The 18,264-nt window shown below is 40.7% G+C and carries 16 protein-coding genes and 1 pseudogene; 9 read left to right on the top strand and 8 right to left on the bottom strand.

Annotated elements, in window-relative coordinates; all coding sequences use genetic code 11:
• Positions 1–200 precede the first annotated feature (200 nt).
• From ACRWSG_RS20105 to ACRWSG_RS20075, 7 genes are all read right to left on the bottom strand, one after another.
• A complete protein-coding gene (locus ACRWSG_RS20105; RefSeq protein ID WP_462167364.1) occupies positions 201–491 on the bottom strand; it encodes a hypothetical protein in 291 nt (96 codons plus the stop codon).
• Between the two features lie 54 nt (positions 492–545).
• Entirely contained in the window at positions 546–1,439 is an 894-nt protein-coding gene (locus ACRWSG_RS20100; protein ID WP_054554589.1) for a cation diffusion facilitator family transporter, read from the bottom strand.
• Between the two features lie 260 nt (positions 1,440–1,699).
• A complete protein-coding gene (locus ACRWSG_RS20095) occupies positions 1,700–3,634 on the bottom strand; it encodes a methyl-accepting chemotaxis protein (RefSeq protein WP_462167363.1) in 1,935 nt (644 codons plus the stop codon).
• A gap of 252 nt (positions 3,635–3,886) precedes the next feature.
• Positions 3,887–5,758 carry a cobaltochelatase subunit CobN gene (locus ACRWSG_RS20090; RefSeq protein WP_462167362.1) on the bottom strand — a complete coding sequence of 624 codons (1,872 nt, stop codon included), beginning with the start codon at positions 5,756–5,758 and terminating at the stop codon, positions 3,887–3,889.
• Positions 5,724–7,790: a cobaltochelatase subunit CobN gene (locus ACRWSG_RS20085; RefSeq protein ID WP_462167361.1), complete on the bottom strand. Its 2,067-nt coding sequence runs from the start codon at positions 7,788–7,790 to the stop codon at positions 5,724–5,726. The genes ACRWSG_RS20090 and ACRWSG_RS20085 overlap by 35 nt, the downstream gene beginning before the upstream one ends.
• Positions 7,787–8,131: a DUF2149 domain-containing protein gene (locus ACRWSG_RS20080; protein ID WP_054554591.1), complete on the bottom strand. Its 345-nt coding sequence runs from the start codon at positions 8,129–8,131 to the stop codon at positions 7,787–7,789. The genes ACRWSG_RS20085 and ACRWSG_RS20080 overlap by 4 nt, the downstream gene beginning before the upstream one ends.
• A 1-nt stretch (position 8,132) precedes the next feature.
• Positions 8,133–8,660 (bottom strand): MotA/TolQ/ExbB proton channel family protein, encoded by a 528-nt coding sequence (locus ACRWSG_RS20075; protein ID WP_235377254.1) that lies wholly within the window; start codon positions 8,658–8,660, stop codon positions 8,133–8,135.
• A 179-nt stretch (positions 8,661–8,839) separates the two neighbouring features.
• Here ACRWSG_RS20075 and ACRWSG_RS20070 point away from each other — a divergent pair, with 179 nt between their 5' ends.
• Positions 8,840–11,020 (top strand): TonB-dependent hemoglobin/transferrin/lactoferrin family receptor, encoded by a 2,181-nt coding sequence (locus ACRWSG_RS20070; protein ID WP_462167360.1) that lies wholly within the window; start codon positions 8,840–8,842, stop codon positions 11,018–11,020.
• A gap of 49 nt (positions 11,021–11,069) precedes the next feature.
• On the opposite strand, the gene ACRWSG_RS20065 is transcribed toward ACRWSG_RS20070, so the two are convergent.
• Entirely contained in the window at positions 11,070–12,017 is a 948-nt protein-coding gene (locus ACRWSG_RS20065) for an AraC family transcriptional regulator (protein WP_462167359.1), read from the bottom strand.
• Between the two features lie 97 nt (positions 12,018–12,114).
• On the opposite strand from ACRWSG_RS20065, the gene ACRWSG_RS20060 reads away from it, so the two are divergent.
• From ACRWSG_RS20060 to ACRWSG_RS20025, 8 genes and pseudogenes are all read left to right on the top strand, one after another.
• Positions 12,115–12,435 carry an Mpo1-like protein gene (locus ACRWSG_RS20060; protein WP_054553946.1) on the top strand — a complete coding sequence of 107 codons (321 nt, stop codon included), beginning with the start codon at positions 12,115–12,117 and terminating at the stop codon, positions 12,433–12,435.
• Between the two features lie 9 nt (positions 12,436–12,444).
• Positions 12,445–13,195, top strand: a pseudogene (locus ACRWSG_RS20055) (class II aldolase/adducin family protein).
• Positions 13,196–13,204: 9 nt separating this feature from the next.
• The gene (locus ACRWSG_RS20050; RefSeq protein WP_371351624.1) at positions 13,205–14,092 is read left to right on the top strand and encodes a bile acid:sodium symporter family protein; all 888 of its coding nucleotides are present in this window, start codon (positions 13,205–13,207) and stop codon (positions 14,090–14,092) included.
• Between the two features lie 222 nt (positions 14,093–14,314).
• Positions 14,315–15,232: a PAS domain-containing protein gene (locus tag ACRWSG_RS20045; RefSeq protein ID WP_462167358.1), complete on the top strand. Its 918-nt coding sequence runs from the start codon at positions 14,315–14,317 to the stop codon at positions 15,230–15,232.
• A 19-nt stretch (positions 15,233–15,251) separates the two neighbouring features.
• A complete protein-coding gene (locus tag ACRWSG_RS20040) occupies positions 15,252–15,671 on the top strand; it encodes a DUF1801 domain-containing protein (protein WP_462167357.1) in 420 nt (139 codons plus the stop codon).
• 170 nt (positions 15,672–15,841) lie between these two features.
• Entirely contained in the window at positions 15,842–16,795 is a 954-nt protein-coding gene (locus ACRWSG_RS20035; protein ID WP_462167356.1) for an SPFH domain-containing protein, read from the top strand.
• Positions 16,796–16,803: 8 nt separating this feature from the next.
• Entirely contained in the window at positions 16,804–17,256 is a 453-nt protein-coding gene (locus ACRWSG_RS20030) for an NfeD family protein (protein ID WP_462167355.1), read from the top strand.
• 103 nt (positions 17,257–17,359) lie between these two features.
• Positions 17,360–18,196: a patatin-like phospholipase family protein gene (locus ACRWSG_RS20025; RefSeq protein WP_462167354.1), complete on the top strand. Its 837-nt coding sequence runs from the start codon at positions 17,360–17,362 to the stop codon at positions 18,194–18,196.
• Positions 18,197–18,264: the final 68 nt, after the last annotated feature.

Genomic DNA, 18,264 nt, shown 5'->3' with positions numbered 1-18,264 from the left:
TGTGCCAAGAGTATCGACTAAAGAAAAAGCTCAATAAATCTATTACAGACAAGTAAATAACTGCATTTAAACAGTACTTAGCCAATGCTATCAACAGAGTGAGTGTGGGTAATGCTAAAAAATAGTGCCCAAATACCCAAAGAATGGGTGAACCTATAACAAACCAAAAAAGCATCCCTCTCAAAAAGACAGGACGCGCCTTAGACAGGCAATATAATTGTAAAAATATAAGCTCTAAGGCAAAAACAATGGATGACCCAAGCATGGCCCCAGCGATAAAATATGAAGCCAGTACTAATGATAAAGGTGATAATTGCATAGCGCCAACCGAGTAAAAGCAGGCTTAAAATGACAAAAAATTGCCCAAGCAGAAACTCAGAGCTATCCAAAAAAAATACTGGCAATAAATTAACTAGACCTGCAATGCAACCAAGCAACAGCGCAGCTAAAAAGTTAATATAAAATGGCTTATTTTGAAGCAAAAAAGGCATCCTAACACCCTAGCGATACCTTTAAATTAAAAGAAAATTAAACATTTTGCCACTTTAATTAACATAATGGCATTCATGACTTTCGATTTGTAAAACACTTTTGTTTACTTTAAAGCGTGAAAGCAATAGCTGTTCTACTTTAAGTCGACACGCCTCATCATGCTTTTCCACGGTACAATGCTGCTTTAACACCACATGTGCTCCCACAACAATATCTTTGTCTTGGCGCATTACCGTTACATTATGCACATTTTGAACGTGTTCTATTGATGCAATACTTTGCTCAATAGCTGCTACATCAGGAAGCTTACTACGGTTTTCCAGTAACCCTTTAATACAGCGAATAATCACTTTAACCCCAGTGAACAATACAAAGATCGCTATGAGCATACTCGAAATAATATCGATTTCTGCCCACCCGGTTAAGTAGATTAAAATTCCAGCAAAGAAAGTAGAAACTGTCGAAATTAAGTCAAAGAACGAATGGAGAAATACCGCATATACATTAATGCTTGCCTTACGCCCTTTATACAAAACCCATGCAGCTGCGCCATGAAACAAAAATCCAATAGCAGATATAACTGACATCAAATAGCTATTGATTTGTAGTTCATGCCCATCACTGTGATGGAAATAACGTTCTCCACCTTCGTAAAGAATAACTAAGCTAATGCTTAAGTACAAAACACCATTGATCAAGCCACCGGTCAGTTCAGCTCGTTGGTAACCATCGTTAAAGTTTTTTGCAAAGTAAATCGCCATGCTTGAAGCAATAAGTGCAATAAATAAAGAACTGTTATGAACAAACAAATGCCCAGCATCAGCAAGTACAGCAAGCGAATTAGAATAATAGGCACCAATGATCTGAATAACCATAAACGAGCACGTTATGGCTAAAGCAATTAACAAGCGGCGTCTAGAAGCTTGGTGTGTTGTAATATCTGTCATGAAGAAGTGAAAAACCTATCAGCTGGAAGTGCGGTAATGATATAAAGTCTCAATTGTAATACGCAGCGCACTTAAACGCACTAAAAACTTAGTTAATAGTCCCTTTTTGAAAGTTTTTTGCACGATGTGTTAGTAATAAGAAAGGAATTAGCAGCAAACAAGTAAACTGAAACACTCATTTGTAAGCTAAAAAGCAGTAAAGCGTTAACAATACATGTTGTTAACGCTTTTTACTCGAAGCAGATTTAAAAAGCAGGCAATTAAACTTTAAACTGGCTGACTAAATCTTTGAGGTGCTGAGCACGCGATAACAAGCTTTGCGTACCACGCTGTTGTTGCTCAGCATTATCATGTATCTGCATTGCACTGTCTGAAATATCATGAGCCGACTGATTGATATGATCAACCACCGTGCCCTGCTCTTCTGTCGCAGCAGCAACTTGGTGATTCCCTTGGCTGATAATTTCAAACTTCTGCTGAATAGACTGAAGTGCAGACACTGCAACGTGCGTAAGTTCTGTGACCTTTTGACTACTTTGCGTACCTTCGCCAATTGCTTCTTGTGATTGCAAGGATGAGCTTTGTAAACGCGAAATCTGTTCTCTAATTTCAGAAGTCGATGTTTGCGTACGCTTTGCAAGTGAGCGTACTTCATCAGCAACGACAGCAAAGCCACGGCCTTGCTCACCCGCTCTTGCCGCTTCAATTGCCGCATTCAGTGCTAATAAGTTAGTTTGTTCTGAAATTGCATTGATCACTTCAACAACCGAGTTGATCTCAGCGGCTTGATTAGCAAACTCACCGATACTTTTATCAACCGTGATCAAAATATCATTCAGCTCATTCATGGTTTGTGCTGTAGCAGCCATACTTTGATTGGTTTGCACGGTTTCTCGTACTGCTTCTTCCGTGTCGCTTGCGGTGCGATGAGCAATATCAGACACCTCATTAATAGTTTGCCCCATTTCTGTAATAGCTGTGGCAACTTGATCGGTTTGCGCCCGCTGATCTTCGGTAGCAACAAAGGTTTTGTTGGCAAAGTTCGCAAGGTCATCAATCCCCTCTCGCATCGCTTGCTCGGTGACACTGATTTCATCTACCAACTCAGCTACTTTACCTATGATGGCATTAAAGCCCTTAGCAAGATGCCCCAGTTCATTATCAACACTGTCATCTAAACGTTTTGTTAAGTCACCGCCGTGGCCAGCCATACCGAGTAGCTCGTCGCCCACACTGCGTATTTTCTTACTCAGCCAATTCGCAAAATAAAGCGTCAACACTAAGAAGATACCCGCAAGCACGACACTCACGATAATCGACATCCAAACGACTGTATTAATCGCACTTGAGATCTCTTGCTTTGGTTGAACCGCCACAAGAGTAAGGCCCGTACCTTCGATTGGCATAACACCAGCGTAAACATCTTCATCTGCGAGCTCGACTTGCGATAATGTAAAGCCTGTGTGTTTACTGCTCAAAAAGCCTTGTAATGCGCTTAATGACGCCACGCTTGTGACTTGTTTACCAATATAAGCATCATTTGCGTGTGCAATAATTCGCTTGCTGTCATCAATTAAGAATAAATACCCTTGCTCGCCAATTTTACGCGAGGTGACAATGCTAGAAATATCTGAAATATCATAACCAAGCCCCGCAACACCAAGTCGTTGCCCTGCAATTTCAACTAGCGTGTTAACGTATAAAGTGAGGTGTCCACCCTGCTCACTCACATCTAAAGCGAGCGCTTGGCGTTTATCTGAGCTAATAAAGTCAAAGAACCAACTGTCTCTTGGCTCACTTTGTGAAATTGATTTGAAAAAGCCGTCTTGTGTGTAATAACTCATTGAGGTTTTGCTTACCCAAAACACCGATGACGCACCGCTTTTTCTTTGTAAGTCAGCAAAGTACGCCATAACACGTTGATGAATTGGCGAGCTTTTCTCACCTTCACTCATCCACGTATGCAGAATTTGGTTTTCAGCTAACGACTGTGACACAGAGATGGGGTAACGCATTTGAGCGTCAATTTCGGCAGCAACTTTACCCACCGCGTCAGGCAATAACTGCTTTTCTGTTTGTTGGTAATAAAGCCGAGAGAATTGGCTGGTATTGATTAAGGCGCTAACCACAGTGACAACAAACAATGCAATTAACACAAAACTAATAAAAATAGTGCGCAGCGATAGGTTTCGCATTCAGCAAGCCTCATACTTAATAGTGGAGTTTTGGTTTTAGATCATCCTTGCGTCCTATCTGTAATTTTAGGTAACAAGTCTGTGTTAAGCAATTGCTATTTAAGCTTTTAATCGCTTAATAATTGAAAAAACCAATACAAAGTACAAAAACTATAATATGAGTTATGCTAAGCGTCATATTTGCACCCACTGCGGGCACAAATAAAAACAAAGGTAATAAGCGCCATCACTTACTACCTTGCCAAACCTAGACTATTCCTTTCTTTGCAATAGCGGGCTTATAATCCCTGTGAAGAAAATCCCGCCTAATAGCCACCATAATGTATAGTCAGATTCTGTCGGTTTACCTTGTTCAACCTGTTCGAGTTTTTGGCCACTCACTTGCTGGCTAGCTGAACTTACACTGTTGGCAAGTTCTGGTGCCGCTTGCCCAGGTACTAAAGGTGCAAGACCAAAGCCAGAATTTTGCTCTTTTACGAACTCAGTAAATGTTTCATTGTCTGTAACAACATCATGTCGATTAGCAATTTCAGTGTAGGTTTCAAGCATTTTCTTAAGTGTCTCGGCATCAGCTTGCCAATAACCTTTGCGAACAGCCTCTAACATTCGCTCAATGATTTGTGCTAATGCTTCAGCGTTATGTTGCTCAAAAAATTCTCGCATTTGCATATCGTATTTATCATCAACATACACTTCATAGAATTCTTGCCATTGATCATCTCTTACCGCGTCGGGGGTCATAACTTCCCAGCCCCACATGTTGTTCATACGGTCTAAAATAGCAGTAGCCCCAGCATAACCTGAATCTTGCATCGCTTTAATCCAGCGAGGGTGAAAATAACGACTGCGCATCTCGTTACTGATAAACTGATCTAAAGTTTGAATTTTCTCCTGCCCCTTACGGCGCAAATTAGAGACATACATTTGTGGTGTTTTACCATCAATACTACGAACCGCTAGGCCGATGCCACCAAAGTATTGGAACGGATCATCATTTGTCATGAGTGCATAAAGGTTACTTGAACGAGAAAACACCACCCCATCAGTGCCCGACAACACCTTTTTGTATAGCCCTGTTTCTGATAAATTTTCGCTCCAGCGAGCCTCATCTTTACCAAAACCAAAGCCCATTCGTTCTAAATACAAATTAGCCAGCTTACTGTCATTTTCCCAGCTATCAGAGTCAAGCGCTCCCCCCGCAAGCCCTGTACCGTATGCTCCACTTTCATTAGAAAAAATACGCACAGAAGATAAGTAATCTGCATCTTCTTCACTTTTACCTTCGTCTAATAGTGTTTGCTTAAGGGTCATTGAGTGACGATAAACAAAGTTATTGTCTTCTTTCATCTTTGCCACTTTATCTATTGCCTCGGCAATCCAAAGCATGACATTAGGAAATGCATCACGGTACAAGCCTGTCGCAGAAACCACTACATCAATACGTGGCCTGCCAAGCTCTGAGTATGGGATCACTTCAGTGCCAACAATGTTGCCCTGATTATTCCACTTCGGCTTTATCCCCATTGCATGGAGAATTTGTGCTTCTAATGCACCTTGATGACGCATTGTTTCAAGTGACCAAAGTGAAAAAGCAAGCTTCTGTGGGTAGCGGTCATGTTCCGCTTGATACTGCTGTACAGTTTGTTCAAGCATCTTAACCCCCGCCTGATAAGCTTCTTTCGAAGGCACTTTCGCTGGGTTAAAGCCTATTAAGTTTCGACCTGTTGGTACAGCCGCCGGATTACGGATAGGGTCATTACCGTGGCTTACTGGTATATACTGACCATTTAAACCATTTAGCAAACCGGTGATTTCTTCACTTTTGTGAAAGTTTTGCCAGTACTCTTTTGCTGTCGCAATATCACTTTGTAACGACTCAGGGATGGCTAAGTTACTATTTTCACCCAGCACTCGCGCTAGTAACTGAAATCCTTCTAATGCCTCTAACTTTACAACCTTACGTTCGTCTTCACGTTCAGACTCGCCAATAGCAATACCTATTTCTCGCTCAAATTCACCTGCTTGTTTAGTGAAATCATCACCAAGCATTTGCAAAATAGTACTGTAAAGATGGGCATTGATTGGTAGCTCACCAAAAATATGAACTCCCAGCGGCTGGCTCATCTGTGCCAGTGTGTTCAAGTGATTCTTGTAAGACGGTAATCTTGTCAGCAAATTGAGCAGCTAAAGTAGCTTCATCAAGATCAAGGTCTTTTAACATATTCAATTGCTTAGCAAGCTTAATTATTTCTTGCTGCGTATTTGATTTTGTTTGCCCTTCATCCAACATTAAATAGTTGGTGATCAGTTCGTTTAATTTTGCCACTTCAGTGTATAGCCCTGCTTTTGCAAAGCCTGGGGTTAAGTGGCTGATCATGGTGGCACGACCACGACGCTTTGCCTGCATCGCTTCACCGACATTATCAATAATGTACGGATAGAAAACAGGAATATTGCCTATCGCTAAGTTTGGCGCATCAAAAACCGATAAGCCACGCTCTTTACCACTTAGCCACTCTTGTGAACCATGAGTACCTAAATGCACCACCGCATCAGCATTAAAAACATCACGTGCGTATAGATAAATAGCTAAGTAACTATGATTGATGACCGATTTAGTGCTGTGATACTGGGCAGCATGCTGCTTTGCCGTTTCACCACGCACACCTTGAGGAAGTACAATCATGTTACCCAGTTCCATGCGCGGAATGACAAACATCATTTCGCCATTGTGCATACGCAACATAGCGCTTTCACTTGGTTGACCATATTTATCAATAATTGGCTGAGTGACATGCTGAGGTAGGCTATCAAACCAAGTTTGATAGATACTTAGCGGTAAATAATCTGCGAGTCCGAGTTTTACCAAAGCCTCAGCATCTTCACCACGATAATAAGGGCGAAGCAATTTACCCGCTTGCTCAACTAACGTGGCTGTATCCGTTTGTTTTACTTGGTAACCCTTGTCGTTCATCGCTTTTGCGATGTTAGCAATCGAACTCGGTACATCTAAAAATGCAGCGCCAATATTCTTCTCACCCGGCGGGTAGTTCCATATAAAACTGGCGACTTTTTTATCTGTGTTTTTAATGTGCGCTAAATTGGCATGGTTAAATGCACGCTCAACCAACGCATTAAGTTGCGCTTGCATTGCCACCTTACTGCCCTTTTCATTAGCGGCAATAATAATTGGGTCGGTGCTACCCGTATCTTCTGGCATTACAAGAAAGAACGGAGTGAGTGCTGGTGATACACCCGCATGATCTTCTTTAAAAGCCTGTTCATCGCCTTCGGTATAGTTAAGTGCATGAATAACAGGCACACCAATTTGCATAAACTCTGCGCGACGCTTTTCAACATAGTGTAATGAACGATAGTTAATGATTAAATCTACCCGTGAACCGGTTTCATCACTTAGTAACTCTGGGTAAGTTAGTGCTTCGTCATTGCCTTCAAAGAAAAACGCCAATGCTTTCGCACCTTTGTTCTGAAGACCTGTAATTAATGCATCAACTATTTGTTGCTGTTCGTAATCAATGACTGAACGATGAATCGCTATCGCTATAACTGGTTGAGCTGGCTTAGCATCTAACCAATTAAAAAACTGCGTTTCATCAGCACTAACATGACCGTCAAACTCAGGATGATATAAACCAACGTTTGGAATGACTTTAACTGGCTCTGCTGGCACATCAGAGAGTTTAAAAATGGCATTTGCAATATAAAGCATCATATTACGATAATTATCGCGCCCAGCATTATTGTAATAACCGCCAAGGTGAGTATGTTGCTGCTCAGATAAACCGCTATTCATTGCTGAGTTTTCCATATCACCGAGTGAGATCACTGGCACATTGGGGTACTCAGTTAAATATGGCTGATACTTAGCAAACATATATTTTGAAAGCGCAGGGTTGATGCCATCCAACAAAATCAGCTCGGCATTTTGCCAAGCTTGTTTAATCTCTTCGTCTGTTTTGCCTTTAGTACTAAAGTTAGTAAAGGTGAACGGTTGATCTTCAGCAAGGCTTGTTAGCAATGCCCCTTTCGATTTAGCCACATGACCCGACATCATTATAAGCACTTCAGGCTTTTGTGCTGCATGTGAAGTCAGTGCGCTCAACAAAAGCAGCGCAAACGTTATTATTCTTATCATTGTGTATTCTCTTGTTTGCCCGTTGCTGAGCCATCACTTTCGGGGACATAAACAAAGCTACCGTCTGCCATTTTATAAGCCACACCAGCGCGCATGCCCTCGCCAGAACCGATTTCACCGTTAGATTTATATTGTTTAATTTCTTTGCCTTCTTTAACAATTACTTCCATATTTGGCTCACCGGCATTTTTAACAACAGTCACGTTTTCTGCAGTAAAAGGGCTGAGTGGGTTTTGTGCAATTGCAATAAGAAGTGCAGCAATAATCACCAGAAATACATCAACCAGATTAACGGCACTGACAATTGGGTTTAATTCTTCATCTTCGTCTAAAAAGCGCATGTTATTGCCCTCTTAATTTACGAATATTGATAAGTTCTTGAGCGCACCAACGTTTTTTAACCGAAGCTGGCCAAAACGTTAGGGTCGAAATAACCAAGCCCCAAATAACCGCTGCAAAGGCAATGATTAAATTTTCGCTGATCCCCTGAATGTTGCCATCGGCAAGGGCTTTTAATGCAGGTCCCATTGGGATCATCGTCGCAATTAGACCAAGCATAGGTGCGATACGGGTAACAACTCTAAGTACTTCTAGTTGTTTTAACGCAAACACTTCAAGCTCATCCTCAGATGCAGTTGGATTCGCTACATAGTAATTATGGACATAAAAGCCTCTGTAATTCGTGGCCGTTTTAGTATCTATATCTCGCTGATACGCAAGCTGATTTCTTCTTCTGATTAGATATTCAGATACAAACCTCCCTGCTGCGAAAAACGCATAAACGAAAAGCACTGCAATCACTAAAATCACAGGTGCCATTAGAAGAGCTGACACATCAGCCATAAGTTGTTCGATTATTTGGATATTCACATTATTGCCCCAGTAAATTTGACGGGCTCAAATGTACGTGAAAACACACACCATTACAACAATGCAAATAGGAACAATTTGCATTTATATTGATCTTTATAAAAATAGGCGTATTATTCTGGCAAAAATTAAACAGTTCTTTGTACACAAATAATATAAAGCTCCTAAGGAAACCAATAATGCGCCTAGCTAAAACACATACTTTACGCATTTTAATCGCTGCGACTCTTGCAGCTTATGCAACACCTACCATTGCCGATGAATCAATCAAAGCTGACGATTTAGAAGTAATTGTTGTTAGTGGCTCGCGTACTGAAAAACCATTAAAAGATGTTGCTGCGAGTATTTCTGTAATCACGAGTGACGATATTGAAAAACAAGTTGTTACTGATATGAGTCAATTATTCTTATATGACCCAAGTATTCAGGTAACTGATCGTGTTGGCGGTGCACAAAACATTCAAGTACGAGGTATGGGTTCTGATTGTATTCTGATGATTAAAGACGGCATGCGAATGAACGAAGGCTACGGTGCAAACGGCTTGAACGATATTGTGGGTCGTGGCTTTATTGATACCGATACTTTAAAGCAGGTAGAAGTAGCAAAGGGTGCTGCATCTTCGCTTTATGGCTCAGATGCACTGGGCGGAATCGTGGTGTTTACAACTAAAGATGCAAGCGACTATTTACAAGACGGTGAGCAGTTTGGCGGCCGTGTGAAATTAGGTTACAGCGACTTAGATGATCAAACCAGTTTAGGTGCAACACTGTATGCTCAGCATGGTAACTTTGATCACCTATTAAGTGTAACCGCTCGTGATGGCGAGGAAGAGCAAAATAAACACCAAAGCAATGCGCCATTCGAAATTGATTCACAAAGCCTTCTTTACAAACTTAAATACAACATAAACGATAAAGATTACATTAACTTCTCTGCTGATCTGTGGCGCCAAGATGTCAACGGCGACAGTGCTGATGGCCTTCTTACCTATTTCCGTGGCTTAGCAGAATATGGCTACAATATTGCCACCGAAAACACGCAAACCGAAAAAGACAGCGACTCATATCGCTTTAGTTACAACAATAATTCAGCCAATCGCTTATGGGATAGCGCTCAGTTTAACCTTTACTATACTAATAACCGCCAAGACGACCAAGAATATGCGTTATTAGACATCAATGCGCCAATGTTTGGTACCGTTGAAATGCGTGACATGTGGAAAACAGGCACCTACGAGCAAACAACCTATGGCCTGATCTCCCATGCTAGTAAAGCCTTAAACAAACAACACACTCTTGGTTATGGTATTGATGTTGAAACAACCGAAAGCTTACGCACTGTGCATGAATATCGTGAAGTTGAAGGCGAAACAACCAAAGACGATACCACCAATAAGTTCCCTAAAAATGATACTCTTCGTGCTGGTTTATTCATCAATGACGAAATCTCATTACTAAACGACAAACTGGTGGTAACGCCAGGTGTTCGTTTAGATTATTACAGTATGGATCCAAACGGCGCTTTAAAAACAGATGGTGAAGAATACGCTAAAATTGATGAAAGCAACCTCTCATTTAATTTAGGTGGCTTATATTATATCAATGATATGTTGAGCGCTTATGCGCAATACGGGCAAGGCTTTAAAGTACCTGCTTATGACCTAGCTTACATTGAGCATTATAACCAACCTACCGCTGAATACATTTATGAAGTATTACCTGCGGATGATTTAGATCCAGAGAAAAGCGATACTTTCGAGCTTGGTTTACGTGACCACATAGGCGATTTTACGGTTACAGCAGCGGTATTTCACAATAAGTTTGATGACTTTTTAGCAACCGAATTAATAGATCGTGAAACCGTATTTAATGACGACGGCTCATTTGGATATATCCACGATAAATATCAGTATCAGAACATTGACTCAGTAACCATCAAAGGTGCAGAGTTTTCTACAACTTACTATGCAACAGATGCTATTTCTGTGTTTTTAAATGCCAGTTATCAAGACGGTAAAAATGACGAAACCGATGAATACATCAGCTCAATCAACCCTCTATCAGGTAACTTGGGTGTTAGCTTCCAAGGTGACACATTGGGTAGTGATTTAATCGTTAACTTTGCTAAAAAAATGACCAAAGTGAACGAAGGCAATTACGAAACACCAGGCTATGGTACGGTTGATTGGTTAGCACGAGCAAGCTTTGGTCAAGCTAATCTAAACTTAGCTATTCGTAACTTGTTCGACAAAACTTATTATCAGCATGGCAGCCTTGCGAACCATTCAGCTTCAGATAGTTTAGAAGGGCTCGAAAGTTCTGGTCGTAGTATTTCTGCAAGCATTAGTTATAGCTTCTAATTAGTTTTTAAAACCTTGTCGAGTGCAGCAATGCACTCGACTTATGGCATTAATTATTTTGCCTGTACACTTTTGGCGACATGCCATACCAGCGATGAAATGCATGATGAAATGCACTAATTTCAGAGTAGCCACATAAAAAGGCTATTTCTGTGACTGATAAGTCTGTTTCGTTTAACAATGACACACTTTTTAGCTGTCTTAATCTTGCCAATTCTTTACTAAAATTTGTGCCCTCTTTTGCAAGACGCCGTTGCAACGTTTTTTCACTCATATTAAGTGCTTTTGCCATTGCTTTATTGGTGGTTTGGCCTTGAATTAAATGCTCTTCAAGTAAAATTCTCAGCACCTGCGTCACATTCGTTTGCGTCACCAGTTTCATCTGGCTTGACAACACTGGTTCACTATCGGTTTTTTCGCTAAAAAATAGGCTATGGGTCGTAGCGCCGTATTCAATTTTGCAATTAAAGTGCGCATTAATCTCACTATGAGGCTCTTTACGTTGCAAGCAAATTCGCGTTGGGTGCCAATCTTTTCCCTTCACAGTGCGCGCTATTTTCACACAAAACGCCATGGGTGCTTCGTAGCTTAGCAGTGACATATCCCGCTCGCCATCACTAAAGTTAAAGCGAAGTTCATACTCACTACCGTGATCGATTAGAGACACATTATGTGTATCGCCCATCAATTTTTGATAACGCAATATCAACCGAAAAGCACTCAATAACTGTGTTGACTGAATAATCGCCATGCCTACTACGGGAATTGCACGTACATTCATGTTACTGCCAACATAAAGACCTAAATGGGTGTTTGGTAACATCGCTTGCGCCTGCTTCCAAAGCATACTGACACTGGCTTGTGGATAACGGGCTGTTTGGCTACTTAACTCTGCTAAAGGAATATTTGCCGCTGTAAACAACTCATTAATTGGTAAGCCCTGCCACTTAAACGACTCAGCCATAGCACGAAGCCACCAGCTTGATAAGGTTCTCATGCGCGTCCTAAATAAACAATTTAATGACCTATACTATCAAGTAAATAAAAGAATAAAAGCCTATTGTTAACCTGTAATTAACAACGGAGACAACAATATGGGCACTGTAGCAAGTAAACGCGAGTTCGCGAGCTTTAAAGAGTTTTACCCTTACTACTTACAAGAACATAAAAATAAAGTCTGTCGACGCTTACACTTCTTTGGCAGTTGGGTTGTTTTGGCTATTTTGTTTACCGCTATTTATCAGCAGCAATATAGCTGGTTAATTTTATGCCCTGTTGTGGGCTATGGCTTTGCTTGGGTTGGTCATTTCTTTTTTGAGAAAAATCGCCCCGCTACTTTTACACACCCTTTTTATAGCTTTATTGGTGATTGGGTGATGTTTAAAGACATTATTATTCGCAAAGTACCATTTTAGGAAAACACCATGACCATGAAACACACAGTATCAGAACAAGAATGGCAAGCCCGTGTTGAGCTCGCTGCCGCGTATCGCCTAGTGGCTTTATATGGCTGGGATGATTTAATTTTTACCCATATTTCAATGCGCGTTCCCGGCACAGACAACGAGTTTTTGATAAACCCGTATGGCATGATGTTTCACGAAATTACCGCATCTAGTCTTATTAAAGTAGATCAACAATGTAATAAGCTGCATGAGAGCGAATACCCAGTTAATCCTGCGGGGTTTAATATTCATAGCTGTATTCATATGGCGCGTGATGATGCCCATTGCGTTATTCACACCCACTCACTCAATGGCACGGCAGTGTCTGCCAACAAAGACGGCTTATTGCCTATCTCTCAGCAAGCTGTTGTTGTGCACTCAGGTCTGGGTTATCACGACTACGAAGGCATTGCTCTTAATCCTGCAGAACAAGACCGTTTAGTGAATGACCTAGGTTCTAATAACTTTTTAATGCTACGTAATCATGGCTTTATTAACTGTGGGTAAAACGGTCGCTGATGCATTTTTGTTTATGTATGTTTTTGAAGCTGCATGTGCTGTACAAACTCGTACTTCACAAAATACCGAGCACCTCGTACTAGTACCTAGCGCGATTATTGAGGGTATCAAAGGGCAAACTGAAGTTGCTACAAAGGGATTGGGTGGCGCAATTGCTTGGCCTGCCCTGCTGCGCTTACTCGACAATAAAAGCCCGGGTTACGATCAATAAGGATACACCATGCAAATTGATATCATGACTAAAATAGTGCTGCCTTTAGCACTATTTATCATCATGTTTGGCATGGGGTTAGGGCTTAAAAAGCAAGACTTTGGGGCATTATTTATTAGCCCCAAAGCACTTTCAATAGGCTTAAGCTGCCAACTACTGTTATTGCCAAGCGTTGCGTTTGTATTAGCAATGAGCTTTACCTTGACCCCAGAGCTCGCTATAGGTTTGATTTTAGTGGCTTGCTGCCCAGGCGGTGTGACTTCAAATCTCTATACCTATTTATTCAAAGGGGATGTTGCGCTGTCAATAAGTCTAACAACGCTAGCCACATTTATCTCACCCTTTACCTTGCCATTAATTATGCATTTTGCCATGCAAACTTTGAGTGTGCCGGGCCACGAATTTGCTTTGCCAGTGATTAAAACCATAGTGCAAATGCTGATGATAACGGTACTTCCTGTTTGCTTAGGAATGGTATTTAATCACTTTAAACCCCATTTCAGCTTGAAAATAGAACCCTTTATACGTCGTTTTTCGAGTGTATTCTTAATTGTGATAGTGCTTAGCATTATTCATAAAAATGCCGACCAAATGCTGAGCTATTTTGCGACTAGCGGCATTGCAACGTTGACATTAAACCTCAGCACGCTGTTACTAGGGTTGTTTTTTGCAAAAATATCAGGCTTAGATCACAAGCAACAAATGAGCATTGCGGTTGAAGTTGGGCTACAAAATGGCACTCTTGCCATTTTAATTGCGAGTACCTTAATCAATAATGCCGCTATGGCAATTCCTGGTGCAACCTATAGCTTATCAATGTTTGTAACGGGTTATATTTTTTGTCGCTTATTTAGCGCGCATCATACAAAGCAGCTTGCCATTCTCAACAAAGCTTAAAAGCCAAAAGTGATGACTAAAAACAAGGATGTTTTTAGCATGAAGAGCACATCACCCAAAAGTAATAACAAAGTTCATCAACCATCTTAACTAATAACTTTCTATTTATTTTTCAAAACTATACCTAAATTATTAGTTGTGAGATTAACACTGTGGTCAGTCTTGTTTAATAGCATTTTTTCATTCACTATCAATTTATGGCTTGTCATATAAGGACATATTGTGGCCGAACTTACTAACACTAAACTGCCTGTCCATATTGCTGAATTAAAGTTTGCACTTGATAACGTACCTGCATACGTTTATATAAAAAACGAACTATCCCATTATGTATATGCTAATAAACTTACACTCAGTCTACTGGCGTGCACAGAGCAGGAACTTCAATTCAAAAGCGATAAAGATTTCTTTGCGCTTAATGATGTTAAGAAACTAGCTAAAATCGATTCGCGTGTGATCAAAGGAGAGCGAACCCGAGAAGAAGTGGAGTTAAATTTCCCTGATGGAAACAAATATATTTTTTGGGAAGTAAAAACTCCAATTTTTTGTGACACAGAGCCAAATAAGGTTATTGGGATTTTAGGTATTTCGACAGATATTACTGAACGAAAACAACTTGAAAAACAGCTCCTCTATGATGCATCTACAGATCCTTTAACAAAACTCTTAAACCGCCGATATTTTTATTCTCGCCTATCACTTGCGTTACAAGTTAGTAAACAAGACCTAAACTATGGTGCTGTCATCTTTATCGATCTTAACAAGTTTAAAGAGTTAAACGACCAATATGGTCATCTCATTGGAGATGCATACCTTATAGAAGTTGCTAACAGGATGAAAGCGGTCGTTCGCGACAAAGACTGTTTAGCGCGCATCGGCGGGGATGAATTCGTAATCATGCTTGAAAGGCTTGGCCGTGATGAACAAGCCGCCAAAAAAAACGCTCATCGTGTTGCCAATAAACTACAATCAGCAATTGAAACCCAATTTATATACCAAAATGTCAATTACTTCGGCTCTGCGAGTGTTGGGGTTACTATGTTTTTTGGAACTCAGAAATCGGCCAATGAAATTGTCGCACAAGCTGACCAAAAAATGTACCTTATAAAACGAACTTTGCCTCACCATGCTAATTGTTAGTTTTTAGGACAAAAATTTAATGAGCGAATTAAAAACACAGCCCAATGATGCCAATGTAGATACATTTATTAGCCGTATTGAACATCCAACCAGAAAGGCAGATGCAAACGTGTTACTCGAACTCTTTAGTAAAGTAACCAAACAAACTCCCGTCATGTGGGGCGACTCAATCATTGGCTTTGGTAACTACAGTTATCGCAACTCGAAAGGGGAATACAACTGGTTGATGACTGGCTTTTCGCCGCGAAAAAGCAATTTAACCCTATATGTAATGCAAGGGTTTAGCACTTACAGCGATGAACTTTTAACGCTAGGAAAAATAAAGCAAGCTAAATCATGCCTTTACATTAATAAACTCAGCGATATAGATCTAAATGCGCTTGAGCAATTCTTAATTAAAGTTGTGGCAGATATGCGAGCAAAGTACCAATGTAGTTAATGACTATAAACTGCTGAAAATCTATCTATCTGATGTATAGCTTTCTGAATGTAGTGACATATGCAGTTACTATTACTCGCTAATTTAGCCTTACAAATCATTGGCGCAGGTTGCTTTGTGGTGGTAATCTGAGCTGTGAAAAATAATATTAATTGTATTAAGGAAAGTACATGGATCCCATTTCTAGCATTTTAGACCTGTTGTTAAATGTAGAGGTCTTTCTTCTAATTTTTGTTTTAGTGCTTCTTAAAAGCAGCGTTAAATTTGTGCCACAAAACCGTGCTTGGTTAATCGAACGTTTTGGTAAGTACCATTCAACTAAAGAAGCCGGCTTAAACTTTATTGTTCCATTTATCGACCGTATTGCCGCTGATCGCAGTTTAAAAGAACAAGCGCAAGATGTGCCTTCGCAGTCTGCGATCACGAAAGATAATATCTCGCTCATCGTCGATGGTGTGCTGTATTTCCGCGTGCTTGACCCATATAAAGCTACTTATGGTGTTGATGACTATGTGTTTGCGGTTACTCAACTATCACAAACAACAATGCGCTCCGAGCTTGGCAAAATGGAGCTAGATAAAACCTTTGAAGAGCGCGACATGTTAAACACCAACATAGTTACCGCGATTAACCAAGCTTCTGAGCCTTGGGGTATTCAGGTTTTACGTTACGAGATTAAAGATATTGTGCCACCTAACTCTGTCATGGAAGCGATGGAAGCACAAATGAAAGCAGAACGTGTAAAACGTGCACAAATTTTAGAATCAGAAGGTGATCGTCAGTCTGCTATCAATGTGGCAGAAGGTAAAAAGCAAGCCCAAGTTCTTGCAGCTGAAGCTGAAAAAGCTGAGCAAATCTTACGTGCTGAAGGTGAAGCAAAAGCGATTATCGCCGTTGCTGAAGCACAAGCTGATGCACTTCGTAAAGTAGGTGAAGCCGCCGATACAGAGCAAGACCAAAAAGCAATTCAACTTGACCTTGCTACTAAAGCTATTGCTGCTAAAGAGGCCATTGCCCGTGAGTCATCTGTAGTATTACTGCCAGAGAGTGGCACAGATGCAAGCTCGCTTGTAGCTCAAGGCATGTCTATTATTAACTCTTTGAATAAAAAGCAACAAAGTTAGGTGAACTAATGGCATTTTTAGATACCCATTTAGCCGAAGCACTGATGATTATAGGTATTATCGCGCTAATTGTTGAAGTTGCTGTACTGGGTATGAGTACCTATGTATTACTGTTTTTAGGCTTATCTTTATTTGCCAGTGGCTTACTAATGAATATAGGTCTACTTGATACGAGTTACACTACCGCGCTTTGGAGCAATATCGTGTTTACTCTTGGTTTTGCACTCGTGCTTTGGAAACCACTCAAACGCATGCAAGATAAAACCGATACTAAGCCGATACATAGTGACTTTGCTGAGCTCACCTTTGTCGTTAACGCTGATGTGGATGATAAAGGATTAACCACGCATCAATATTCGGGTATTACATGGCAATTGAAAAGTCACTTTCCCATTGCGGCGGGTAGCACAGTAAAAGTCACCGATAAACAAGTCGGTGTACTTTGGGTAGAGGCGATATAACTCAGCTAGCGTCAAACTTCACTTAGAGTCAAAACTCTATTTCGTTTTGTAACCGTGTTTGCTATGGTTAGAAGCATTCACGGTTACAAGCAAGGTTGCGAAAATGAACAATAACAGGGCTCTCGTTGTAGAAGGTGGCGCAATGCGTGGTATTTTTGCCACTGGCGTACTGGATTCTTTTATTCAAGCTAATTACCAACCTTTTACTCAATGCTATGGCGTTTCTGCCGGAGCCACTAACATTGCCGCTTATTTGTGCGCACAATACAAACGTAACCATGCGGTGATCACCGATTACTCTTGCAGACCTGAGTTCATCGACTTTGTTCGATTTATTAGAGGTGGCCACCTATTTGATTTAGACTGGCTGTGGCAAGAAACCATGCAGGATATTCGCCTTGATCTCGACACTTTCGAAAAACAAGCTAGTGAGTTTTATATTGTCACAACCAATATAAAAACTGGTCAGGCTGAGTATTTAAAAGCAAGTACAACACTTCTTGAAGAGCAATTAAAAGCCTCATGCGCACTACCCATTGCTTATCGAGAATTTCCCGTTATCGATAATTTACAACTCACTGATGGCGGCGTGGCAGATTCGATTCCAATTCGTAAAGCATACGAAATGGGTAATAAAGAAATCACCGTGATTTTATCTCAACCTCTTGGCTATAAGAAAAAGCCTTCAAAAGCGCCGTGGTTTGTTAAACGTCTTTATAAGAACACCCCGGCATTAGCAGAAGCCACCTTAAGACGTGCAGAAAATTACAATCAAAGTATTGATTTTATTACTAACCCACCAAGCGATTGTAAAATTAATATTATTGCACCACCACCCGACTTTGCTGTTGGTCGAACAACGAAATCATTTGAAAAACTCAGTGCAGGCTATGAAATGGGCTTAAATGCGGGCTCGCAATTTTTAACTCAAGTCGCCTAAGCTAACGCTTTAAAAATAGGCGCTGTTTTCAAGCGTTTTCGATGCCATTGGCTATACTTTAAAGAGTT

Source organism: Pseudoalteromonas sp. GB43 (genome assembly GCF_054923805.1).
This window is presented reverse-complemented; position numbering and strand designations above follow the sequence as displayed.